The following is a 23,655-nucleotide window of genomic DNA, read 5'->3' as shown; positions in this document are numbered from 1 at the left end:
CTTGTTCACTCCGGTGCAATGCCCTTGTCGCGGATGATCTGGCCCCAGCGCGCGTAGTCGGTCTGGATGCGCTGGCCCATCTGGGCCGGATCCTGGAAATGCGCGATGGCGCCCACGCCGAGCAGCCTGTCCTGCACCTCCTTGTCGGCCAGGATGGCCTTGACCTCGGTGGCGATGCGGTCCGCCACGGCCTTGGGCGTGCCCGGCGGCGCAAGCAGGCCACCCCAGGACACGGCGTCGTAGCCCTTGACGCCCTGCTCGGCAATCGTCGGCACGTCGGGCAGCATGACCACGCGCTGGGGCGAGCCCACGGCGATGGCGCGCAGCTTGCCGGCCTTGATGTGGGGCAGCGCGGCGACCAGGTCGGCATACATGATGGGCACCTGGCCGCCTATGGTGTCGGTGATGGCCGGCACGCCGCCCTTGTAGGGCACATGCTGCATGTCGAAGCCGCCCATCTGCTTGAGCAGCTCCATGCTCAGGTGACCGAAGCTGCCCGCGCCCGAGCTGGTGTAGTTGAGCGGTGTCTTTTGCGCCTTGGCGTGGGCGATCAGGCCCTTGAGGTCGGTCACCTGGGGCAGCAGCTGGGGGTTGACGACGATGACGATGGGCAGGTCATACACCGTGGCCACGGGCGTGAAGTCCTTGACCGTGTCGTAGCCGGCCTTCCGGTACAGATGCGGCGCCAGCAGCGTGGGCGTGGCCAGCATCATCAGCGTGTAGCCGTCGGCCGGGCTCTTGATGACCTGCACCGCGGCAATCGACCCCGAGGCACCGGGGCGGTTGTCCACCACCACGGGCTGCTTGAGGCGGTCGGCCAGCTTCTGGCCCACGATGCGCGAGGCCGTGTCCGTGGGCCCGCCCGCGGGGAAGGGCACGACCAGCTTGATCATTCTGTCGGGCCAGGCGCCCTGCGCGAGGGCGCCGCCGGCCAGGCTGGCCATGAGGGGGGCTGCGGCCAGCGCCAGCGCGCTGCGTCGGGTGATGGCGGAATGTTTCATGTCGTCTCCTTTAAAAATGGCCACAGCGCTTGTGCAGCAAGCGCGAAAAGCTCTTGTTTCAATAGCATCACAGATCCGGCAGCGTCAGCACGCCCTGCGTCTGCAGCCGCTGCAGCTCGCCGTCACTCAGTGCCAGCAGGCGCGTGAGCACGTCGCGCGTGCCCTCGCCCAGCGTGGGCGGGGCGCTGCGAATCGGCAGGCGCCGGCCGTCCAGGCGGTAGGGCGGCGCGAACACGGGGGTGCTGCCGACCACGGGGTGCGGCATGTCCTGCACCAGGGCGCCGCGGCGCGTGCGCTCGCTGGTCAGGGCCTCGTGCAGGCCGGCGACGCGCCCGCACGGAATGCCGGCGGCGGTGAGGCGTTCGAGCAGCAGGTCGCGCGGGAAGGTGTGGAGAATTTCCTTGAGCATGGGGCCGAGCTCCAGGCGGTGCCGGGCGCGCTCCACATTGGTGGCAAAGCGCGGGTCCTCGACGATGTCCGGGCGCATGATCACCTGCCGGCAGAACTTGTCGAACTGGGCGTTGTTGCCCACGGCGATGATGAGCGGCCCGTCCGCCGCCTCATACATGCCGTAGGGCACGATGGACGGATGGGCGTTGCCGTAGCGCTCGGGGTCGTGGCCCAGTTTCAGCGCATCGAGCCCGTAGTAGCCCGTGACCATGAGGCCGCAGTCGTACAGCGCCATCTCTATGAGCCGGCCCGCGCCCGTGCGCTCGCGGCTGAACATGGCCGCCAGGATGGCCTGTGCCGCATACATGCCGGTCATCAGGTCTACCACGGCCACGCCGAACTTGAGCGGCGGCGTGCCGGCCTCGCCGTTGAGCGCCATGAGGCCGGCCTCGGCCTGGATGACGAGGTCATAACCGGGCCGGCTGGCCTCGGGGCCGGTCACGTCATAGCCGGCGACGGCGCAGTAGATCAGGTCGCCCTTGAGGGCCTTGAGCTGCTCGTAGCCCAGGCCCAGCTTCTCGGCGCCGCCGGTCTTGAAGTTGTGGATGACCACGTCGCACTGGGGCACGAGGTCGTGGATGATCTTCAGACCCTCGGCGCTTTGCAGGTCTATGGTGATGGACCGCTTGTTGCGGTTCATGCTGTTGTAGTAGGTGGTCTCGGTCTTGCCGATGCGCAGGCCCCAGTCGCGCGTGTCGTCGCCGCGGCCGGGGTGTTCGACCTTGATGACCTCGGCGCCGAAGTCGGCCAGCACCATGGCGCACATGGGGCCCGCGAACACGCGCGAGAGGTCGAGCACGCGCACGCCGGCCAGCGGCAGATCCTGGGTAGGTGTTTGGCTCATGAGATGTCTCCTCGTGGTCGTTGATTCAGGCCTTGCGCAGCCGGGCGAAGTCGGGCGCGCGCTTTTCCAGAAAGGCGCCGATGCCCTCGAGCGACTCGGCCGTCTCCTGCGACAGCGGCATGTACAAGGCCTCGAGCTCGAGCTGCTGCTCGAGCGTGTTGCGCGGCGCCATGCGGCACAGGTGCTTGATGCGCGCCATGGCCAGATCGGGGCCGGTGGCAATCTGCTGCGCGAGCGCGATGGCCGTCGCGAGGGCCTGGCCGGGTTCGGTCAGACGGTTGACCACGCCAAGCGCATGCATGCGCTCGCCGCTCACGCGTTCGCCCGTCAGGCACAGCTCGGTCAATACCTGGCGCGAGACAAACTCGGCCAGCAGCGCCGTCGCACCGCCATCGGGCGTGAGCCCGACCTTGACATAGGCCACGGAGAACTGGGCGTTTTTCGCCGCCACCAGCATGTCGCCGGCCAGCGCCAGCGACAGGCCGGCACCCGCGGCCGCACCCTCCACGGCCATGATGACGGGCTTGGGGCAGTCGCGCAGCGCGCGCACCAGGTTGTGCAGCAGCTCCAGGCGCTGGCGCCGCTCGCCAATGGGCAGCTCGCGCCGGTGGATGAGCTGGCGCAGGTCGCCACCCGCGCAGAAATGCCCGCCCTCGCCCGTGACCACGATGGCGCCCACGCCGGCATCGCCCGCGGCCGCGCGCAGCGCCTCGGTCAGGCCCGTGTAGAAGCCCGGCGTGAGCGCGTTACGCGCGGCCGGGTTGTTGTTGGACAGCACCAGCACCGCGCCTTCGCGGCGGGACATCAGGGCGTTGTCGGGCATGGGTGTCTCCTTGGATGGTTTCGTTGTGGTTCAAGTCGCGATGCCTGTCGAGATTTCACGCGACGTCTGCAAGACCCGCCGCCATTCCCGCGAACGCGGGGATGGCGGGGTCCACAGGTATCGCAATGTGAGCCATTGTTTTGATAGCTGCTCGCGCTTGCTGCATAAGGGCTGGTGGCTGTTTTCTGTCTTGCTCCCTCTCCCGCTGGCGGGAGAGGGTGGGGGTGAGGGTCTGCGCCAACGCAGCGCCTGAACACCCCCTCACCCCTGCCCTCTCCCCCAAGGGGGGAGGGAGTGGGTCAGGCACCCAGCGCCATCCAGCGCGCCAGGTGGTGGTCCATGTCGCCAAGCTGGTGGTCGATCATCACCAGGCGCTTGGCGTAGTGGGCCAGCGGCAGCTCCCAGGTGACGCCTATGCCGCCGTGCATCTGGATGGCTTCCTCGGCGATCAGCGTGCCGATCTTGCCGACGCTGTACTTGGCGGCGGACAGCGCCTTCTCGCGCGCCACGCGGTCATCGTCGTCGATGGCCGCGGCGGCGTTGATGACGGCCGAGCGCGCCTGCTCGACCTCGAGCAGCATGTCGGCCATGCGGTGCTGCAGCGCCTGAAAGCTGCCTATGGGCACGCCGAACTGCTTGCGCGTGCGCAGGTATTCGAGGGTGTCGCCCTTGGCCCGCTCCATCGCGCCCAGGCTCTCGGCCGACAGCGCGAGCAGGCCAAAGCCCACGATGCGCTCGAGCAGCGCGTGGCCCGCGCCCTCCATGCCCAGCAGCGCATCGGCGCCCACCCGCACATCGGTCAGCACGAGCTCGGCCGCATGGCCGCCGTCGATACGGCCATAGCCGCGCGCCGTGATGCCGGCCGCATCGCCGGGCACGAGGAACAGCGAGATGCCGGCCTCGTCGCCCACGGCACCCGCGGTGCGCGCGCTCACCAGCAGCAGCTGCGCCTGATCGCCAAACAGCACCACGGCCTTGGCGCCGTTCAACACCCAGCCGTCGCCGCTCTTGCTGGCCGTGGTGGCGACGCGGTTCAGTTCGTAGTGGTTGTCCGGCTCGTCATGGGCCAGCGCACACAGCGTCTCGCCGGCGACGATGCCCTCGAGCCGCTCGCGCTGCGCCGCGCTGCCGGCCTCGGTGATGGCGCGGCCCACAAGCAGCGCGCCCAGCAGGGGCTCGGCCACGAGGTGGTGGCCCAGGGTCTCGAAGACCACGCCGATATCCACGCCCTCGCCGCCGAAGCCGCCGACGGCCTCGGGAAACAGCGCGCCTATGGCGCCGATCTCGGCGAGCTTGGCGTAGGTCTCTGCGCTGTGGCCGGTGCTGCCGTAGGCCGTCTGGTTGCGGTATTCGGCGCTGTATTGCTCGCTCAGGTAGCGGCCCAGGGCGTCCGCCAGCATGCGGCGGTCTGCATCGAGTTCAAAGTTCATGGATGTCTCCTTCCACCCGGGTCAAAGCCCCAGGATCATCTTGCTGATGATGTTGCGCTGGATCTCGTTGGAGCCGCCGAAGATCGACAGCTTGCGGTAGTTGAAGTAGGCGGCCGCGGCCGTGGCGGCCTCCTTGGGGCCGACGGGCGGTTCTGCGTACTCGGCGAACTGCGCCTCCTCGATATACGGCAGCGCGTACGGCCCCATGGCGCGGCGGATCAGCGACAGGAGCTCCTGGCGGATGACGGTGCCGCGGATCTTGAGCATCGAGCTCTCGGCCCCGGGCACGCCGCCGCCCTGCACGGCGGCGAGCACGCGCAGATTGGTCATGGCCATGTTGTTCAGGTCGATCTCGACCTGGGCCATGCGCGTGGCGAACTGGGGGTCCTGCGCCAGGGGCTTGCCGTTCTTCTGAACGCGGCTGGCGATGAGCTTGAGCTTCTCCAGCGCGGCCATGGAGAAGCCCACGCCCGCGATGCCCGTGCGCTCGTAGGTCAGCAGGTATTTGGCGTAGGTCCAGCCCTTGTTCTCCTCGCCGACCAGGTTCTCGAGCGGCACCTTCACGTCGGTGAGGAAGACCTCGTTGACCTCGGCGTCGCCGTCGAGCGTACGTATGGGCCGCACCTCCACGCCCGGCTGCTTCATGTCGATGAGCACAAAGCTGATGCCCGACTGCGCCTTGGCCGCCCTGTCCGTGCGCACCAGGCAGAACATCATGTTGGCGTGCTGGCCCTGGGTGGTCCAGGTCTTCTGGCCGTTGACGATGTAGTGATCGCCCTGGCGCACGGCGCTGGTCTTGAGGCTGGCCAGGTCCGAGCCCGCGCCGGGCTCGGAATAGCCCTGGCACCACCAGTCATCGCCATTGAGGATGCGCGGCAGCCAGTGCTTCTTCTGCGCCTCGTTGCCGTACTTGATGAGCACCGGGCCCAGCATGGACAGGCCAAACGGCACCAGGCGCGGGCCGCCGGCGAGCGCGCATTCGTCGTCGAAGATGAACTTCTGTATCGGCGTCCAGCCCGCGCCGCCATGCTCCTTGGGCCAGTGGTAGGCCAGCCAGCCCTTCTTGTTCAGGATGGCATGCCAGCCCTCCTGGTCCGCGCGCGTCAGGCGCTGGCCGGCCCTGACCTTGGCGGCGAGCGCCGGCGGCAGGTGGTCCTTCAAAAACGCGCGCACCTCGGAGCGGAACGCCTGTTCTTCGGGGGTGAATTGCAAGTCCATGGTGATGGTCCTTTGATGAATCCTGATGCGTTCGTCACGCCGGTCTGCTGCAAGCCTTCCCCCGGGCGAAAACCGGGGTTCAGGTTCTGTGCGATGCCGGCATGTGCCAGCGTCATGGGGTCTGATCTCTATTGAATTGATAGCTTAATGCGCTTGATGGGCGGGCGTTTCAAGCCATTTTCCCTATACATCTTGAGGGAGAGAACCGGGGTGAGGGGGAAATCCACACAAGGCACCCATACACCCTACCCTCACCCCTGCCCTCTCCCGCCAGCGGGAGAGGGAGTGAGTGACGTCAGCCGCGCTGGTTCAGGCTGGCAAAGTTCTTGCCCTCGGCCACGAGCTTTTTCAGCAGGGCCGCGGGCTGCCAGAACTGCGCGTCTTCCTTGGCAAATTCCTCGATGTCGGCCAGGACCTTGGGCAGGCCCTGCATGTCGGCCCACAGCATGGGGCCGCCGCGGTGGCGCGGGAAGCCGTAGCCAAACAGAAAGGTCACGTCGATGTCGAGCGGGCGCAGGGCAATGCCCTCCTCAAGCACCTTGGCGCCCTCGTTGACCATGGCCGCCATGTAGCGGCGCATGATCTCCTCGTGCGTGAAGGCGCGTGGGGTGATGCCTTTCTTTTGCCGCTCGGCGTCCACGATGGCCAGCACCTCGGGGTCTTGCTGGCCCACGCGCGCGCCCTCGGGGTAGAGGTACCAGCCGCGCCCGGTCTTCTGGCCGAACCAGCCGCGCTCGGCGATGCGGTCGGCAATCTCCACATAGCGCGCCCTGGGGTCGCGCGTGGCGGCCTTGCGCTTGCGCGTGGCCCAGCCGATGTCGCCGCCGGCCAGATCCGACACCTGGAACGGCCCCATGGGATAGCCGAACTCGCGCACCGCGGCGTCGATCTCGTAGGGGCTGGCGCCGTCTTCGAGCACCGCGTTGGCCGCGTCGCGGTACACGGCCAGGATGCGGTTGCCGATGAAGCCGTCGCACACGCCGGCGCGCACCGGCACCTTCTTCATGCGCTTGGCGAGTTCAAACGCCGTGACCACCACGTCGGGCGCCACCTTGGCCGGCACGACGATCTCCAGCAGCCGCATGATGTTGGCCGGGCTGAAGAAATGCAGGCCGATCACGTCCTGCGGGCGCTTCGTCACGGCGGCAATGGCGTCGATGTCGAGGTAGGAGGTGTTGGTCGCGAGCACGCAGCCGCTCTTGCACACGCGGTCGAGCTCCCGGAACACGGCCTGCTTGACCGCGATGTCCTCGAACACGGCCTCGATCACCAGGTCCACGTCGGCAATGTCCTCATAGCGCGTCGAGGGCTGGTAGCGCGCCATGGTGGCGGCCTTGGCCTCGGCGGTCATGCGACCCTTGGCGATCAGGCCGTCATAGACCTTTTCGACGTTCTTCTGGCCGCGCGCAATCGACTCCGCGTCGCGCTCGATCATCACCACCGACAGGCCGGCGTCGAGCGCCGACACCGTGATGCCCGCGCCCATGGTGCCGCCGCCGATGATGGCCAGCTTCGCAAACGGGCGAGGCGCAGCCGCCTTGGCCTCGGGGATCTTGGCGGTCTCGCGCTCGGCGAAGAACGCATGGACCAGGCCGGCGCGCTGTGGGCTGTTCAGGCATTCGACGAAGAGCTCGCGCTCGCGCTTCGCGCCTTCGGCAAACGGCGTCTGCACGGCCACGCGCACGCAGTCGATGATTCGGGCGGGCGAGAACAGGCCGCGCGTCTTCTTGGCCGTGTCCTGCGCCAGCTGGTCGAGCGCGGCAAGCGTCTGGGCCTTGTCGCCGGGCACGGCCAGCGCGCTGGTGCGCCGCGGCGCGGTGCCGGCCGCGAGCAGCTCGCGCACATAGGCCAGGCCCGCGGCCAGCGGGTCGTCGCCCTCCACCAGCCGGTCCACCAGGCCTGCGGCCAGCGCGGCCTTGGCCGAGAGGTGTTTGCCCGACAGCATGAGCTCGGCCGCGGGCAGCGCGCCCATCAGGCGCGGGCTGCGCTGCGTGCCACCGGCGCCGGGCAGCAGGCCCAGGGCGACCTCGGGCAGGCCCAGCTTGGCAGCGGGAAGGGCCAGGCGGTAATGCGTGGCCATGGCCACCTCCAGCCCGCCGCCCAGCGCCGGGCCGTGGATGGCGCAGACGACCAGCTTGTCGCAGGCCTCCATGCGGTTGATGGTCTCGGGCAGCGAGGGCGGCTGCGGCGGCTTGCCGAACTCGCGGATGTCGGCACCGGCGATGAAGGCCTTGCCCGCGCCCACGATGAGCATGGCGCGCGCCTGGGCGGTCCGCTCGAGCTCCTCGACGGCGGCCAGCAGGCCGGCGCGCACGGCCTGACCCAGCGCGTTGACGGGGGGGTTGTCGATGCGGACCACCAGCACCTCGCCATCGAGGCGGGTCTGGACCGGGGAAGCGCTGGCTTGCTCGCTCATCGTCTTGTCTCCTGTGGATGCCTGAAAACGCCTATTCTTCATAGAAAGGCGGCTTTAACAATCACATCAATCATTGACAACGCGTCAAATGATTTTTGACAATTCACCGCATGGACCTGCAGTCCCTCACGCTTTTAGTGGAAATCATCGACAGTGGCAACCTGAGCCAGGCCGCGCGCAAGCTCAAGATGACACGTGCCAACGTCAGTTACCACCTGACGCAACTGGAGAAGTCCGTGGGCGTGCAGCTGATCCGGCGCAGCACGCGCCTGGTCGAGCCCACCGAGGTCGGCCTGCGCCTGTATGAGCATGGCCGCGCCATCCAGAACGAGATACTGGCCGCGCGCGAGACCGTGACCAGCCTGGGCCAGGGCCTGATGGGGCGCGTGGGCATCAGCGTGCCCAGCGGCTACGGCCAGATGGTGATGAGCGAATGGCTCATCGAGTTCAAGCGGCTCTACCCCGGCATCGTGCTCGACGTGCTGTTCGAGAACCGCACCGACCATCTGCGCGACGAGGTGGACATCGCCATCCGCGTGATCGCCGAGCCGCCGCTGTCGGTGATCGCGCGCAGCCTGGGACCCATGCGCTACGTGGCCTGCGCCTCGCGCGAGTACGTGGCCGCGCATGGCCTGCCGACCACGCTCTACGAGCTGCGCAACAGCCCGGTGATCACGGCCGGCGTGATCGGGCGCCAGCTGCGCCTGTCGGCCTACCAGGGCGAGGAGCGCCAGGAGGTGATGCTCGAGCCCACGCTGATCTCCGAGCATTTCCCGTTTCTGCACCAGGGCATCCTGGCCGGGCTGGGCGTGGGCCTGGTGCCCGACTACGTGGTGCAGGCCGAGGTGGCGCGCGGCGAGGTGCTGCTCACGCTGCAGGAATACCGGCTGAGCATCTTCGGCAACCACCTCTACCTGATGTACCTGCCCGACCGCCACCAGACCCGCGCCGTGCGCACATGCATCGACTTTCTGCTGGCCAAGGCCGGGCATGGGGCTGCGCCCACGGCGCCGGATCCTGGCCGCGCTACCGCCTGAACGCCAGGCTGCCTCATGAAACCGGCACAACCCAGACCAGCAGACGCCGCGCAAGGGCCGCGCCGCGGCTCAGGAGGGTGTCACCCCATTTCAGCGCGGCCCCCAGCGCCCACCATGCGAATGCCAGCCGCGCGGGCCATGGTCCCAGCGGCGCGGGTGCCAGACATAGCCCGGGCGCGGCGGCACGGCCCAGTGGCCCGGCCGCCAGACATAGCGCCCGCCGCCCCAGCCCCAGTAGCCGTTGATCCAGACATGCACGGGCGAGGGAGCGACGGGAATCACCTCGGTCTGCAGCGGCGGCGGCGCGCTCGGCGCATAGACCACGCCATCCACCGGATAGGCCGGGGCGACGACGCAGCCGCTCAGCAGGCCCGCGGCCGCGAGCGCCAGGGCCGGCAGCGCGCGGCGCAGGCCCGTGGAAAGGCTTGAAGCAAGGGTCACGATGCTCTCCTGACAGTCATGCCCCTACAACGAAAAAGCCCCTGCCGGTTGTTGACAGGGGCTTGTGAAGCCAAGGTAAAGATGGCGCTCAGTGAACTCAGTGCAGGTTCTGCAGCGCGGCCACGCGCTCCTCGATGGGAGGGTGCGAGGAGAACAGCTTGCCGATGCCGCCCGCAATGCCCATGGCCTGCATGCTCTGCGGCAGCGCACCGGGGTGCATGCCGCCCAGGCGGTGCAGCGCGTTGATCATGGGCTGGCGACGGCCCATGAGCTGGGCGGCGCCGGCGTCGGCGCGGAACTCGCGCTGGCGCGAGAACCAGGCCACGATGATGGCCGCGAGAAAACCGAGCACGATGTCGAGCACGATGGTCGTCACCATGTAGCCGATGCCGGGGCCGGAGCTTTCCTCGTCGTTACGGCGCAGAAAGCTGTCCACCGCGTAGCCGATGACGCGCGACAGAAAGACCACGAAGGTGTTCATCACGCCCTGGATCAGCGCCATGGTGACCATGTCGCCATTGGCCACGTGGGCCACCTCGTGGCCGATGACGGCCTCGACCTCCTCGCGCGTCATGCCCTGCAGCAGGCCCGTGGACACGGCCACCAGGGCCGAGTTCTTGAACGCGCCCGTGGCGAAGGCGTTGGGCTCACCCTCGTAGATGCCGACCTCGGGCATCTGGATGCCGGCCTTGTCGGCAAAGCCGCGCACGGTCTCGACGATCCAGGCCTCGTCCTGGCTCTGCGGCTGATTGATGATCTTCACGCCCATGCTCATCTTGGCGATGGGCTTGCTCATCAAGAGCGAGATGATGGCGCCGCCAAAGCCCATGACGAAGGCGAAGCCGAGCAGCGCCCCGAGGTTCAGGCCATTGGCCGTGAGGTAGCGGTTCACGCCCAGCAGGCTGGCGACGATGCCCAGCACCACCACCACGGCGACGTTGGTCAGCAAAAAAAGCGCAATGCGTTTCATCGAAGGTTTCTCCGAACAGGAATACGGGCCACCCGCGGCTGGTGAGCGCGTGGGCAGACATGGAAATGGGGATGGGACACGGCGCTTCAAGCGCGCCTGTTGTGTGTTGGCCTGTGGGCTTATGTGGTGCGCGCGCCGCGGAAAACGAGAGAGTCATCATAAAAGCAAAAGTTCTCGTTCTCGGGCCACCAGCCCGGCACACCCAGCACCGGCAGGGGGTGAAAGGGCTTGGCAGCCAGGTGGGCGGCGTCGAGGTCGGCGGCCAGCCAGTCGCCCACAGCCACTCCTGATTCAATAGCTGCTCGCGCTTGATAGACATGGGCTGTGATCGGTTTTCTAGGCTGAACCAGCTTTTCCATCAGCGCATGGCCCAGGAGCAGCAGGCGCGCATCGCGCCACAGCGGGCGCAGTTCGACAAACAGTCTGCGCCACTGGCGCGCGGCCAGCGCCGCATGCAGCGCGGGCGGCGCCAGCAGCAGGGCGCCGTTCTCGTCGAACAGCGTGAGCGCATCGCGCACCGGCCCGCGCCGCGCACCCACGCCCTCGGCCGCGATCACCTGGGCCTGCAGCCGGTTGAAGCGGCGCTTGGTGGCCGGGTAATGCAGCCAGACCAGTCCGTTGAAGAAATCATGCAGGTTGTCGCGCGTGGGGACGTGGCCCTCGGCATGGATGAACTGCTCATAGGCCATGCCCGGCGGCAGCGCCGCCTGGGGCACGAAGCGCACGCCAGGGTCCGGGGCGGCGCCCATGTCGATGAGCGCATTGAGCGTCTCGGCCACGCTGGCACCGGCCAGCACCCGCGCTGCCGCGCTCTGGCCCAGCGCGGCCAGCGGCGCGAGCCAGGGGCGCTGCCAGTCGATGGTGAGCATGGTTCAACCCAACTGGCGATCCAGATAGCGCACGCTCTGGGGATGGCGATCAAGGTTGACCTCGAAATGACGCGGGAAGCGCTCCAGTATGCGCAAGGCCGACTGTGAACGGTGCAACTGCCCCCCTTCGCGCAAGCGCCCGGCCACCGCGCTGAGCGCGCATGGCAGGCCCGATGCCAGTTCGGGAACCATCCTGAGCACTTCTTCACGTCCCACCCGCTGTGCGGCCACCTGCAGCAAGACGGAGCGCAACGCATGCAGCGGCACGGGCAAGGGCCGGGACGCCTGCCTCCGCTGGGTACTCGGCCATGCCAACACCCCTGTCGACGGCGAAGTGGTGTTCGCAGGCGTCGGGGTGGCCACCGGCGCCGTGGTCTGCGGGTTGGCTCGTACCGCTACTTGAGGCGTACCTGCGTCGCGCAACTCGAACTCGGCCGTGGCCTCCAGCAGTTTTGTCAGTGTCGGGAAGCCATGCGCGCGGACGTCAAAGCTCGCCTTGCCACCCAATTGCAGACGCACGGCACTGACGGTGGCCCAGCCACTGCCATCCTGTGCGGCTGCCACGGCCTTGCGCAGCAGCAGCAACAGCCCGGTGTTCCGACGCAGAACAACTGCCTTGTCGACTGCAGGCTGTGTTTCCGGGACAGCAGGCAGCGCGCTCGCTCCCTCCCGCAACGGCATCTGCCCGACGTAGACGATGCGATTGGGCGCTGGATCGGGGTACAGGCGAAACGCCGGCGCATGCTGCTTGAACCAGTTTGTCGTCTTGGCCCCCGTGCCCAGCACACCGGCCTGACGCAATGCCGCCACCACCTGGTTGAGATGTTGCGCTTGCCCGTCGCGCAAGGCGGGAAAGACGGTCAGCACCTGCTCCACCAGATTCGCCGGTGACATGGCGCTCGCCGGTGCAGCGGGAATTGCCGTCAACGGTGGTGCCTGCGGAATGACCGCCCGCTCATCGACCGTGACGACGGGCTCCGGCGGCGGCTCCACCACCTCCAGCACCGCGACGTCGTCGTAAAAGCTCTCAGGGTTGGCAAAAATCCGGTCGGCCAGGCTGAAACACCACACCAGGCAGCCCTTCTCCCGCAGCCAGGTGGCAAGAGGGACGAAATCGGCATCGCCGGAGCAGATGGCCACCGCATCGATCTTGTTGGTGCAGACCGCCTCGACCGCATCGATGACCAGAGCGCTGTCGGTCGTGACTTTATTGACCACCATGTTGGCCACGGGACGCACGCCGTGACGCGACAGCACGGACTCGATGCCCTTGAGGCTCTCGGCCCGGCCGTAGGCGCGCCTGTAGAGGACGCGTTCGGCGCGCTGACGCAGATCGGTCAGCACATGATCCAGCGCCGTGGGTTCATTGAGATTGTCTGCATCGATGAACACCGCCAGGGTCCTGACCCCGACTGCGGCTTCGCCATGACCCACGGAGATCACCCCACCAGCCGCCACGGCAGCGGCTCGCCTGCGCGCAGGGGCTTCAAGTCCGCCTCGCCGAAGGGGAAGCTGTCGGGCGGGGTCCAGCTTTCGCGGCGCAGGGTGATCCGGCCCTGGTTGCGCGGCAGGCCGTAGAAGGCCGGGCCGTGGAAGCTGGCGAAGGCCTCGAGCCGGTCCAGCGCGCCGGCGTTGTCGAAGGCCTCGGCGTACATCTCGATGGCGGCGTGCGCGGTGTAGCAGCCGGCGCAGCCCGTGGCGTGCTCCTTGAGGTGGGCGGGGTGCGGGGCGCTGTCGGTGCCCAGGAAGAACTTCGGTGAGCCGCTGGTCGCCGCCTGCACCAGGGCCTGGCGGTGCGTCTCGCGCTTCAGGACCGGCAGGCAGTAGTAATGCGGGCGTATGCCGCCCGTGAAGATGGCGTTGCGGTTGTACAGCAGGTGGTGCGCGGTAATGGTGGCGGCGGTGTGGGCGTCGCTGTCCATCACGTACTGCGCAGCCTCGCGGGTGGTGATGTGCTCGAAGACGATCTTGAGCTCGGGGAAGTCGCGGCGCAGCGGGATCAGCTGGCGCTCGATGAACACGGCCTCGCGGTCGAACAGGTCGATGTCGCTGCTCGTCACCTCGCCATGCACCAGCAGCAGCAGGCCGGCCTTCTGCATGGCCTCCAGGGTCTTGTAGGTCTTGCGCAGCTCGGTCACGCCGGCGTCGCTGTTGGTGGTGGCGCCGGCCGGGTAGAGCTTGAGCGCGACCACGCCGGCGGCCTTGGCCCGGGCGATTTCCTCGGGCGGCAGGTTGTCGGTGAGGTAGAGCGTCATCAGGGGCTCGAACTGCAGCCCCTCGGGCACGGCGGCCAGGATGCGCTGCTTGTAGGCCAGCGCCTGCTGCGCCGTGGTCACGGGCGGGCGCAGGTTGGGCATGATGATGGCGCGGCCGAACTGCGCGGCGGTGTGCGGCACGACGGTCAGCAGGGGCTCGCCGTCGCGCACATGCAGGTGCCAGTCGTCGGGGCGGGTGATGGTCAGGGTGTCGGTGGTGGCGGTCATGGGCGTGATTGTCCCATTGGCGGCCCATGGCGGCGCCGCGTGCGCGCCGGCGCCAATACCCATGCCGGCCACCGAGGCCGCGCCGGCGCGTATCCTGACCGCGTGTCGGACTCTGTGCACCGCACCGTGACCATGGACAAGACCATTCCCGCGCACCATGTGCGCATCAAGCGCGCCTACGAGCCGCCGGCCCCGGAGGACGGCGCGCGCATCCTCATCGACCGGCTGTGGCCGCGCGGCGTGAAGAAGGAGGCACTGGCGCTCGCCGACTGGCCCAAGGCGCTCGCGCCCAGTACCGCGCTGCGCCAGTGGTTCAACCACGACCCCGCGCTGTGGGAGGAGTTTCGCCGCCGCTACGCGGCCGAGCTGCGCGAGCAGCCCGAGGCCTGGGCGCAGCTGTGCGAGCGCGCGCGCCATGGCGTGGTGACGCTGGTGTATGGCGCGCATGACGAGACGGTGAACAACGCCGTCGCCATGCGCGGCTTTCTGCTGCAGCCCGGCGGACTGGACGCCACGCGGTGATGACACAAGGAGGCTCTCGATGACGCAACGCCTGGACTACAAGAACGCCTCGCCCAAGGGCTTTGCGGCCATGCTCGCGCTGGAGCAGCACGCGCGCACCAGCGGCCTGGAGCACGGCTTGCTTGAGCTCGTGAAGACGCGCGCATCGCAGCTCAACGGCTGCGCCTTCTGCCTGGACATGCACACCAAGGACGCCCGCGCCGCGGGCGAGAGCGAGCAGCGCCTGTACCTGCTGCCCGCCTGGCGCGAGGCGCCCTGCTACACGCCGCGCGAGCGCGCCGCGCTGGCCTGGACCGAGGCCGTGACGCTGCTCAGGGATCAGCAGGTGCCCGATGAGGTGTACGCGCAGGCGCGCGCCGAGTTCGACGACAGGTCGCTGGTGGACCTGACGCTGGCCATCATCGCCATCAATGGCTGGAACCGGCTGTCGGTGGCATTTCGCACCGAGGCCGGCAGCTACCAGCCCGGCACGCATTGACGCAGGAGGACGACGCCATGGACCAAGCCATGTTCCCGAGCAGCAGCGCCGACATCGCACGCAAGCGGCGCGAGCTCGCGCCAAAGCAGCTGGAGGCGTTTCGCGCGTTCAGCGCCGCGGTCTTTGCCGAGGGCGAGCTGGACGCGCGCACCAAGCAGCTGATCGCCGTTGCCGTGGCCCATGTCACGCAATGCCCGTACTGCATACGCGGCCACACGGATGGCGCGCTCAAGGCCGGCGCCAGCGAGGCGCAGATCATGGAGGCCATCTGGGTCGCGGCCGAGATGCGCGCGGGTGGCGCCTTTGCGCATTCGGCGCTGGCCATCGACCAGATGCACGCGCACGGCCGCGCAAGCGGCTGAGCTCAGGCGCGCGCCAGCACGGGCGCGAGCGCCCGCCCCGTGTGCGTGCCCAGCAGCACCAGCTCCTCGGGCGTGGCCGCGCCGACGATGGTTCCGCCGTCCTTGCCGCCCTCGGGGCCCAGGTCGATGATCCAGTCGGCCTCGGCGATCACGTCCAGGTCATGCTCGATGACGACCACGCTGTGGCCGCCATCGACCAGGCGGTGCAGCACGGCGATGAGTTTGTGCACGTCGGCCATGTGCAGGCCCACGGTGGGCTCGTCGAGCACGTAGAGCGTGTGCGGCGCCTTCTGGCCGCGCCGTCCGACCTCGTCGCGCACCTTGGTGAGCTCGGTCACGAGCTTGATGCGCTGCGCCTCGCCGCCCGACAGCGTGGGGCTGGGCTGGCCCAGCGTGAGGTAGCCCAGGCCCACGTCCTTCAGGAGCTGCAGCGGGTGGGCGATGGCGGGCATGCTGGCGAAGAAGTCCACGGCCTCGTCCACCTCCATCTGCAGCACCTCGCCGATGTTCCTGCCGCGCCAGGTGACGGCCAGGGTCTCGGGGTTGAAGCGTGCGCCGTGGCAGACCTCGCAGGGCACCTTGACGTCGGGCAGAAAGCTCATGGCGATGGTGCGCAGGCCCTGGCCCTCGCAGCCGGGGCAGCGCCCCGCGCCGGTGTTGAAGGAGAAGCGCCCGGGCGCGTAGCCGCGCGCCTTGGCCTCCAGGGTCTCGGCAAACAGCCGGCGTATGGTGTCCCAGAAGCCGATGTAGGTGGCGGGGCAGCTGCGCGGCGTCTTGCCTATGGGTGTCTGGTCCACCTCGAGCACGCGGTCCACGGTCTCGAAGCCCGCCAGGCCCCGGCAACCCACGAGCGGCGGCGCGCCGCCCGCGTCCATGGCCTCGCGCCCGGCCTTGGTGGCGCGCTGGCCCACCCAGGCCGCCACGTTGGCCAGCAGCACGTCGCGCGCCAGCGTGGACTTGCCCGAGCCGGATACGCCCGTGACGGCCACCAGGCGCGCGAGCGGCAGGCGCAGGTCCACCTGCTGCAGGTTGTGCAGATGCGCGCCGAGCACGGTGAGCCAGCGCTGCGGATCTGCGTCTTTTTGGCCTTTGACGCTTGCCACATGCGCGCCTTCAGCTTCCGTTTTGATAGCATCTACGGGGCGCCGCGGCTTGAGCGGGTGGCGCATGGCGTGCAGCAGGTAGCGGCCGGTCTGCGAATCTTCGGCCGCCTGCAGGTCGGCCACGCTGCCCTGTGCCACCAGGCGCCCGCCGCGCTTGCCGGCGCTGGGCCCGATGTCGATGATGTGGTCGGCGCGGCGTATGGTGTCCTCGTCATGCTCGACCACGACCAGGGTGTTGCCCTTGTCGCCGAGCTTGTGCAGCGCGTTCAGCAGGATCTGGTTGTCGCGCGCGTGCAGGCCTATGGTGGGCTCGTCGAGCACGTAGCACACGCCCTGCAGGTTGCTGCCGAGCTGCGCGGCCAGGCGTATGCGCTGGGCCTCGCCGCCCGAGAGCGTGGGCGCGCCGCGGTCGAGCGTGAGGTAGGACAGGCCGACCTCCTCGAGGAACTCGAGCCGGCTCTGGATCTCCGGAATCAGGTCGCGCGCGATCTCCGCCTCGCGGCCGGATAGCTGCAGCCCCGCGATCCACTGGCGCACCTCGGCCACGGACAGCTGGGCCACCGCGGTGATGCTGGTGCCGGCAAACAGCACGGCGCGCGCCACGGGGTTCAGGCGCGTGCCGCCGCAGCTCGCGCAGGCCTGGTCGGTCAGGTCCTCGACCTCGGGCTCGGCAAAGGTCTGCTCGCGCCCGCGGTCGTCGGACTGCACCGAGTCGTCGAACACCTTGCGCTGCTCCCGGGTCAGGCGCACGCCCGTGCCCACACAGTCCGGGCACCAGCCATGCTTGCTGTTGTAGGAGAACAGGCGCGGGTCGAGCTCGGTGTAGCTGGTCGCGCATGTCGGGCAGGCGCGCCTGGTGGAGAACACCTGCAGGCGCCCGATATGGGCCGTGGGCGCGCCCTCCTGCAGCGCCTGCTCCAGGCCCTCGAGCTCGCCGAGCACATGGACCACGCCCTTGCCCAGCTCCAGCGCCTTGGCCAGTTGCAGGCGCAGCGCGTCCTCTTGCGCGGCCGAAACCTCCAGGCTGGCCACGGGCAGCTCTATGGTGTGTTCCTTGAAGCGGTCTATGCGCGGAAAGCCCGTGGTCGGCAGAAAGTTGCCGTCCACGCGCAGATGCGTGTAGCCGCGCGGGCGCGCCCAGTCTGCGAGCTCGGTGTAGACGCCCTTGCGGTTCACGACCAGCGGCGCGAGCAGGCCGATGTGCCGGCCGCGATAGTCGCGCAGCAGCTGCGCCGCGATGCTGTCCGCGCTCTGCGGCTGCACGGCCGCGCCGTCGTGCACGCAATGCTGCACGCCGAGCTTCACGTACAACAGGCGCAGGAAATGCCAGACCTCGGTGGTCGTGCCCACGGTGCTCTTGCGCCCGCCGCGCGACAGGCGCTGCTCTATGGCCACGGTGGGCGGTATGCCGTAGACGGCATCGACCTCGGGCCGGCCCGCGGGCTGGACGATGGAGCGTGCGTAGGCGTTGAGGCTTTCCAGGTAGCGGCGCTGGCCCTCGTTGAACAGGATGTCGAAGGCCAGCGTGGACTTGCCCGAGCCCGAGACGCCGGTGATGACGTTGAACCGGCCGCGCGGTATGTCCACGTTCAGGTGGCGCAGGTTGTGCTCGCGCGCGTTCACGATCTGGATGGCGTCGGCCGCTGCTCCCTCTCCCTCGGGGAGAGGGCTGGGGTGAGGGCCGGCGCCCGCCTCCAGCACCCTCACCCCTGCCCTCTCCCGCACGCGGGAGAGGGAGTAGGAGGGCAGCGCGCCATCGTGCACCGCATGGCCGCCCTCGCCCAGCGCCTGCGCCCAGGCGCGCAGCGCCGCGCCGGTGTGCGAGCGCGGGTGCTGGCGCACCTCCTCGGGCGGGCCCTCGGCCACCAGCTGCCCGCCGGCGTCGCCGCCCTCGGGGCCCAGGTCTATGAGCCAGTCGGAGGCGGCGATCACGTCCAGGTTGTGCTCGATGACGATGAGCGAATGGCCCGCGTCCAGCAGCTTGCGCAGCGCGCGCATGAGCTTGGCGATGTCGTCGAAATGCAGGCCCGTGGTGGGCTCGTCGAACAGGAACAGCGTGCCCTTGCGCGCTAGCGCCTGGCGCGATTTGGCCTGGCTCTTGGCGGCCTCGGCCAGAAAGCCCGCAAGCTTGAGCCGCTGCGCCTCGCCGCCCGAGAGCGTGGGCACGGGCTGGCCGAGCCTCACGTATTCGAGGCCGACGTCCACGATGGGCTGCAGGGCGCGCAGCACCTCGCGGTCCTTGGCGAAGACCTGCGCGGCCTCGTGCACCGTGAGCTCGAGCACCTGGGCCACGGAGAGCAGCCGGCCCGCGCGCTCAATGCGCACCTCCAGCACCTCGGGCCGGTAGCGCCGGCCGTCGCAGTCGGGGCAGCGCAGGTAGACGTCGGACAGGAACTGCATCTCCACATGCTCGAAGCCCGAGCCGCCGCAGGTCGGGCAGCGCCCGTCGCCCGAGTTGAAGCTGAACTTGGCTGCGGTGTAGCCGCGCTCGTGCGCCAGCGGCGCCACGGCGAACAGCTCGCGTATCGCGTCCCAGGCGCCCACATAGCTCACGGGGTTGGAGCGCGCCGTCTTGCCTATGGGCGACTGGTCCACGAACACCACGTCGCTCAGGTGGTCCGCGCCCAGCAGGCGCCCATGCGCGCCCGGCGCCTCGGTGGCCTTGCCGAAGTGGCGCATCAGCGCGGGCGCCAGAATGTCCTGGATCAGCGTGGACTTGCCCGAGCCCGACACGCCGGTGACGGTGACCAGGCGCTGCAGCGGGAATTCCACGCTCACGTCCTGCAGGTTGTGCTCGCGCGCGCCCTCGAGGATGAGGCGCGGCGTGGCCTGCGTCACCATGCGCTTGAGGCCCGTGCCGATCTGCCTGTGCCCGCCCAGGTACTCACCCGTGAGCGTGGGCGCGCGGCGCAGCGCGTCCACCGTGCCGTCGAAGACGATCTGGCCGCCGCGCTCGCCCGGGCCCGGCCCCATGTCGATGATGCGGTCGGCCGCGAGCATCACGGCCGGGTCATGCTCGACCACCACCAGGGTGTTGCCCGCGTCGCGCAGGCGCAGCATGGCCTGGTTGATGCGCTCCATGTCGCGCGGGTGCAGGCCTATGCTGGGTTCGTCGAGCACGAACAGCGTGTTCACCAGGCTGGTGCCCAGGGCCGTGGTCAGGTTGATGCGCTGCACCTCGCCGCCGGAGAGCGTGCGACTCTGGCGGTCGAGCGTGAGGTAGCCGATGCCCACGTCGCAGAGGTATTTGAGGCGCGTGGAGATTTCCTCGTGCAGCAGCCTGAGCGCCTGCCTTTCTCCCTCTCCCCCCAGGGGGAGAGGGTCGGGGTGCGGGGTTGTCGGGGTGCCCCCCAGGCGCTGAAAGAACCGCCGCAGCCGCTCGATGGGCAGCAGCATCAGGTCGTGCAGGCACAGGCCCGGCAGCGCCTCCAGCTGCGCGCGGCTCCAGTCCACACCCTGGGGCATGAAGCGGCTCTCGGGCGCCAGCACGGCGTCCGCGTCCTGCTTGCTGCCCACGCGCCACAGCAGGCTCTCGGTCTTCAGGCGCGCGCCCGCGCAGGCCGGGCAGGGCGTGTAGCTGCGGTACTTGGACAGCAGCACGCGGATGTGCATCTTGTAGGCCTTGCTCTCCAGGTAGGCGAAGAAGCGGCGTATGCCATACCACTGCTTGTTCCAGTTGCCCTCCCTGAAGCCGGGCGTGCCCTCTATGACCCAGTGCCGCTGCTCGGCCGTGAGCTTGTACCAGGGCGTGTCGCGCGGAATGCCCGCGGCCTCGGCGTGGCGCATCAGGTCGTCCTGGCATTCCTTCCAGGCCGGCGTCTGTATCGGCTTGATGGCGCCGGCGCGCAGCGTGAGCCTGTCGTTCGGGATCACCAGCCCCCAGTCCACGCCGATCACGCGGCCAAAGCCGCGGCAGCTGTCGCAGGCGCCCACGGCCGAGTTGAACGAGAACATGGAGGCAATGGGCTCGGCATAGCGCAGGTCGCTGTCGGGGCAATGCAGGCCGGTGGAGAAGCGCCACACCTCGGGCTCGCCCTCACCCTGCAGGCGATAGACGTTGAGCCGCCCGCCGCCGCGCCTGAGCGCGACCTCTATGGCCTCGACCACGCGTGCGCGCTCGGCGTTGCCCATCCGAAAACGGTCGGCCACCACGTCGAGCAGCTTGCGGCCTTCGTGCTCGCGCTCGGCCTGCACCTTGGTGAAGCCGCTCGCGGACAGCCATTGCTCGAGCTGCTCGGCGCTGATGCCGGCGGGCAGCTCCACGGGAAAGGTCAGCACGATGCGCGGGTCGCCCTCTTCCTGGCACCTGCGCTGCAGCTCGGCGTAAATCGTGTCCGGCGAGTCGTGGCGCACGGGCTGGGCCGTCCTGCGGTCGAACAGTTGGCCGGCGCGCGCGAACAGCAGCTTCAGGTGGTCGTTGAGCTCGGTCATCGTGCCCACGGTGGAGCGCGAGCTGCGCACGGGATTGGTCTGGTCGATGGCAATGGCCGGCGGCACGCCCTCCACCCGGTCCACGGCCGGCTTGTCCATGCGGTCGAGGAACTGGCGCGCGTAGGCGCTGAAGGTCTCCACGTAGCGGCGCTGGCCCTCGGCGTACAGCGTGTCGAACACCAGGCTGGACTTGCCCGAGCCGCTCGGGCCCGTGACCACGGTGAGCTCGCCCGTGCGGATGTCCAGGTCGAGGTTCTTGAGGTTGTGCTGGCGCGCGCCGTGGATGCGTATCAGTCCCTGAGTCATGGCCGGTGTTTCTGCGGTGGGGCCGAACATTCTAGGGATTCACATATGTCATTTGCGCCCGTGTCCGTTAGACTGCGGACCGCTTTCAAACAATTGCTAACGTAAGCAAAGGAACGAAACCATGCAGACATGGCAAAAGTGGGGGGGAGCCCTGGTATTTGGAACCATGCTGGGCACGGCCCAGGCGCAGATCCTCGTGGGTCAGACCGCCGGCTTTTCGGGCGTCGTGGGCGCGGGCGTGCAGGAAACGGCGGCCGGCGCCAGGCTCTACATCGACGCCGTGAACGCCAAGGGGGGCGTCCATGGACAGAAGATCGAGCTGATCACCATGGACGACAAGTTCGACCCCAAGACGGCCGGCGAGAATGCCCGCGTGCTCATCGAGGACAAGAAGGTCGATGTCATGTTCCTCACGCGCGGCACGCCGCACACCGAGGCCATCATCCCGCACCTGGATCGGCATGGCGTCGCCCTCGTGGGCCCCTCCACGGGCGCCATGGTGCTGCACCAGCCCGTGCGCAAGAACGTCTTCAACGTTCGCGCCACTTACCAGCGTGAGGCCGAAAAGGCCATGACCCACCTGGCCACACTGGGCACGGAGCGCATCGCCGTGCTCTATGCCGACGACAGCTTCGGCGCCGACGGTGTGGCCGGTGCGCAAAAGGGTCTGGCCCACGCCAAGCTGCAACCCGTGGTGCTGGAAAAGTTCAATCGCAGCCAGCCCGACTTCGCCCCCCTGGCCACCAAGATCGCCCAGGCGCAGGCCCAGGCCGTGATGATCATCGGCTCGGGCACCACCGTGGTCGATGGCTATGCCGCGCTGCGCAAGGCGGGCTCGACGGCGCAGCTCGTCACACTGTCGAACAATGCGTCGACCGGCTTCATCAAGAGCCTGGGCGAGCATGCGCGCGGCGTCATCGTGTCCCAGGTCTATCCCAACGAGCGCAGCCTGGCCTACCCCCTGGTGCGCGAAGCCATCGAGCTGAACAAGGCCAGCGGCCAGGGCGAGGTCAGCCCCGCGATGCTCGAGGGCTTTGCCGCGGCCAAGGTGCTGGTCGAAGGCCTGCGCCGCGCCGGGGCCAAGCCCACGCGCGACAAGATCCGCACGGCCCTGGAATCCATTCAGCATTTCGACCTGGGCGGCCTGCAGCTCTCCTACGACGCAGGCGAGCATACGGGCCTGGACTTCGCGGACCTGTCGATCATCAGCGCGGACGGCAAGTTCCGTCGCTGACCTGCCGCATGGGGCGGCAAGGACGTGCCGCCGCCCCCCAGGCCTGCGGACAAAAAAAGGCCTCACATTCGCATGTGAGGCCTTTGTAGATTCAGGCACCGGACTGGATGACTCCAATCCGCGCCCCGAGCAGCTCGCGCTGCCGTGAATCAGAAGTTGTGGCGCACGCCCAGGGCGAAGGAGCTGAAGTCGTCGCCGCTGTTCGACACGTTGACGGCGGAGTTATTGCCGTTGTTCACGCGGGTGTAGAAGGTGTAGACCTTGGTGCGCTTGCTCAGGTTGTAGTTGTAGCCCAGGGTCCACTGCGTGGCGGCCGAATCGTTGACCTTGCTCCAGGAGTTGGCACGGCCCACGTTCACGTGGAACTCGGAGGCACCCAGGGCATACATGCCCGACAGGCGGAAGTTGTTGCGCGTGCCGGCGCCGGCGCCGAACTGGTTGTCGTCCTTGTTGCGCTGGTAGTAGCCACCCACGGTGAACTGACCGAAGGTGTACAGGGCGCGCAGGGCAACCTGGTAGTTGCTGTCCACATAGCTGTAGCCGGCGCCCAGGTGCAGGGGACCCATGTTGTAGTTGGCAGCCAGGTCGTAGCCGTACTTGTCGTTGGTACCGGCAGCCTTCTCGTGCATCAGCACGGCGGCGTCAACCGTCAGACCACCGAAGCTGGGGGTGCGGTAACCGATCTTGTTCTTGGTGCCCAGGCCGCCGAACCACACCGGGTCGTAGTACAGCGCGTCGGAAGACGAGCCGGTGTCATGGTTGTGCATGCTGACATAGTCGGCCGTGGCGTAGTAGGACTCGGGCGTGAAGTTGCCCAGGCGCACCATGCCGAAACCACCCGACAGGTTCACTTCGCTCTGACGACCGAAGTTGATGCCGCTGCCGCTGCTCGCCAGGCCGGGCCAGCCCGTGCCGGCACCCGTGTCGGAAGCGAAACCGCTCTCGAGCGCAAAACCCGCCTTCAGGCCACCGCCCAGGTCTTCCGTGCCCTTGATGCCAAAGCGCGAGGCGTTGTTGAACAGGCCGGTGACCTTGGTGTCGCCGTCCTTCTGGTGTTCCACGGTGGTGTTCACACGGCCGTACAGCGTGACGCTGCTTTGGGCGAAAACGGCGGAGGTGCCGACCAGTGCCAGGGTGGCGAGCAGAAGGCGATTGGCTTTATGCATGGGGATGTCCTTGAATGTTCGTGTCTATCAGGAGTAGTAAGCACTGTGAGTGACAGGCATATGACCAACGA

General features: G+C 68.4%; 18 protein-coding genes. 5 read left to right on the top strand and 13 right to left on the bottom strand.

The annotated features are described in order from the left end of the window. Window positions 1-5: 5 nt before the first annotated feature. The 6 genes from ABUE11_RS02885 to ABUE11_RS02860 all read right to left on the bottom strand — a co-directional run bounded on the left by ABUE11_RS02885 (window position 6) and on the right by ABUE11_RS02860 (window position 8,182). The gene (locus tag ABUE11_RS02885) at window positions 6-1,001 is read right to left on the bottom strand and encodes a tripartite tricarboxylate transporter substrate binding protein (RefSeq protein ID WP_367067573.1); all 996 of its coding nucleotides are present in this window, start codon (window positions 999-1,001) and stop codon (window positions 6-8) included. 67 nt (window positions 1,002-1,068) lie between these two features. Continuing rightward, on the bottom strand, window positions 1,069-2,295 hold the full coding sequence (locus ABUE11_RS02880; protein WP_367067571.1) for a CoA transferase: 1,227 nt from the start codon (window positions 2,293-2,295) through the stop codon (window positions 1,069-1,071). A gap of 25 nt (window positions 2,296-2,320) precedes the next feature. Continuing rightward, window positions 2,321-3,118 (bottom strand): oxepin-CoA hydrolase, alternative type, encoded by a 798-nt coding sequence (locus ABUE11_RS02875; RefSeq protein ID WP_367067569.1) that lies wholly within the window; start codon window positions 3,116-3,118, stop codon window positions 2,321-2,323. Window positions 3,119-3,417: 299 nt separating this feature from the next. Then, window positions 3,418-4,548, bottom strand: a complete 1,131-nt coding sequence (locus tag ABUE11_RS02870) for an acyl-CoA dehydrogenase family protein (protein WP_367067567.1) — start codon at window positions 4,546-4,548, stop codon at window positions 3,418-3,420. Window positions 4,549-4,569: 21 nt separating this feature from the next. Further along, complete coding sequence (locus ABUE11_RS02865) at window positions 4,570-5,766, bottom strand: acyl-CoA dehydrogenase family protein (RefSeq protein WP_367067566.1); 1,197 nt, start codon at window positions 5,764-5,766, stop codon at window positions 4,570-4,572. Between the two features lie 295 nt (window positions 5,767-6,061). Then, window positions 6,062-8,182 (bottom strand): 3-hydroxyacyl-CoA dehydrogenase NAD-binding domain-containing protein, encoded by a 2,121-nt coding sequence (locus ABUE11_RS02860; protein WP_367067564.1) that lies wholly within the window; start codon window positions 8,180-8,182, stop codon window positions 6,062-6,064. A 110-nt stretch (window positions 8,183-8,292) separates the two neighbouring features. Here ABUE11_RS02860 and ABUE11_RS02855 point away from each other — a divergent pair, with 110 nt between their 5' ends. Beyond that, the gene (locus ABUE11_RS02855) at window positions 8,293-9,219 is read left to right on the top strand and encodes a LysR substrate-binding domain-containing protein (protein ID WP_367067562.1); all 927 of its coding nucleotides are present in this window, start codon (window positions 8,293-8,295) and stop codon (window positions 9,217-9,219) included. A gap of 90 nt (window positions 9,220-9,309) precedes the next feature. Here ABUE11_RS02855 and ABUE11_RS02850 read toward each other — a convergent pair whose 3' ends face one another. The 5 genes from ABUE11_RS02850 to pyrC form a co-directional block, all read right to left on the bottom strand. Next, window positions 9,310-9,660, bottom strand: a complete 351-nt coding sequence (locus ABUE11_RS02850) for a hypothetical protein (protein ID WP_367067560.1) — start codon at window positions 9,658-9,660, stop codon at window positions 9,310-9,312. 97 nt (window positions 9,661-9,757) lie between these two features. Continuing rightward, window positions 9,758-10,630 (bottom strand): protease HtpX, encoded by an 873-nt coding sequence (htpX, locus tag ABUE11_RS02845; RefSeq protein WP_367067558.1) that lies wholly within the window; start codon window positions 10,628-10,630, stop codon window positions 9,758-9,760. A gap of 119 nt (window positions 10,631-10,749) precedes the next feature. Further along, window positions 10,750-11,499, bottom strand: a complete 750-nt coding sequence (locus ABUE11_RS02840) for a DUF3025 domain-containing protein (RefSeq protein WP_367067556.1) — start codon at window positions 11,497-11,499, stop codon at window positions 10,750-10,752. A gap of 3 nt (window positions 11,500-11,502) precedes the next feature. Further along, the gene (locus ABUE11_RS02835; RefSeq protein ID WP_367067554.1) at window positions 11,503-12,891 is read right to left on the bottom strand and encodes an NYN domain-containing protein; all 1,389 of its coding nucleotides are present in this window, start codon (window positions 12,889-12,891) and stop codon (window positions 11,503-11,505) included. 47 nt (window positions 12,892-12,938) lie between these two features. After that, window positions 12,939-13,982, bottom strand: coding sequence for a dihydroorotase (gene pyrC / locus ABUE11_RS02830; RefSeq protein WP_367067552.1), 1,044 nt, complete (start codon window positions 13,980-13,982; stop codon window positions 12,939-12,941). Window positions 13,983-14,114: 132 nt separating this feature from the next. Here pyrC and ABUE11_RS02825 point away from each other — a divergent pair, with 132 nt between their 5' ends. The 3 genes from ABUE11_RS02825 to ABUE11_RS02815 are packed head-to-tail and all read left to right on the top strand — an operon-like array spanning window position 14,115 to window position 15,344. Next, a complete protein-coding gene (locus ABUE11_RS02825; protein WP_367068730.1) occupies window positions 14,115-14,504 on the top strand; it encodes a DUF488 family protein in 390 nt (129 codons plus the stop codon). A gap of 19 nt (window positions 14,505-14,523) precedes the next feature. Next, complete coding sequence (locus ABUE11_RS02820) at window positions 14,524-14,982, top strand: carboxymuconolactone decarboxylase family protein (RefSeq protein WP_367067551.1); 459 nt, start codon at window positions 14,524-14,526, stop codon at window positions 14,980-14,982. A gap of 17 nt (window positions 14,983-14,999) precedes the next feature. Then, the gene (locus ABUE11_RS02815) at window positions 15,000-15,344 is read left to right on the top strand and encodes a carboxymuconolactone decarboxylase family protein (RefSeq protein WP_367067549.1); all 345 of its coding nucleotides are present in this window, start codon (window positions 15,000-15,002) and stop codon (window positions 15,342-15,344) included. 2 nt (window positions 15,345-15,346) lie between these two features. On the opposite strand, the gene uvrA is transcribed toward ABUE11_RS02815, so the two are convergent. Continuing rightward, a complete protein-coding gene (gene uvrA, locus ABUE11_RS02810) occupies window positions 15,347-21,184 on the bottom strand; it encodes an excinuclease ABC subunit UvrA (protein WP_367067547.1) in 5,838 nt (1,945 codons plus the stop codon). A 121-nt stretch (window positions 21,185-21,305) separates the two neighbouring features. On the opposite strand from uvrA, the gene ABUE11_RS02805 reads away from it, so the two are divergent. Continuing rightward, window positions 21,306-22,418, top strand: coding sequence for an ABC transporter substrate-binding protein (locus tag ABUE11_RS02805; RefSeq protein WP_367067546.1), 1,113 nt, complete (start codon window positions 21,306-21,308; stop codon window positions 22,416-22,418). A 149-nt stretch (window positions 22,419-22,567) separates the two neighbouring features. Here ABUE11_RS02805 and ABUE11_RS02800 read toward each other — a convergent pair whose 3' ends face one another. After that, the gene (locus ABUE11_RS02800; RefSeq protein ID WP_367067545.1) at window positions 22,568-23,584 is read right to left on the bottom strand and encodes a porin; all 1,017 of its coding nucleotides are present in this window, start codon (window positions 23,582-23,584) and stop codon (window positions 22,568-22,570) included. Between the last annotated feature and the right edge of the window lie 71 nt (window positions 23,585-23,655).

Origin of the sequence: Oryzisolibacter sp. LB2S, from assembly GCF_040732315.1 — a bacterium.
Taxonomy (GTDB): domain Bacteria; phylum Pseudomonadota; class Gammaproteobacteria; order Burkholderiales; family Burkholderiaceae_C; genus Alicycliphilus; species Alicycliphilus soli.
The sequence above is the reverse complement of the archived record's forward strand: the minus strand, read 5'-3'. Positions and strand labels throughout refer to the sequence as shown.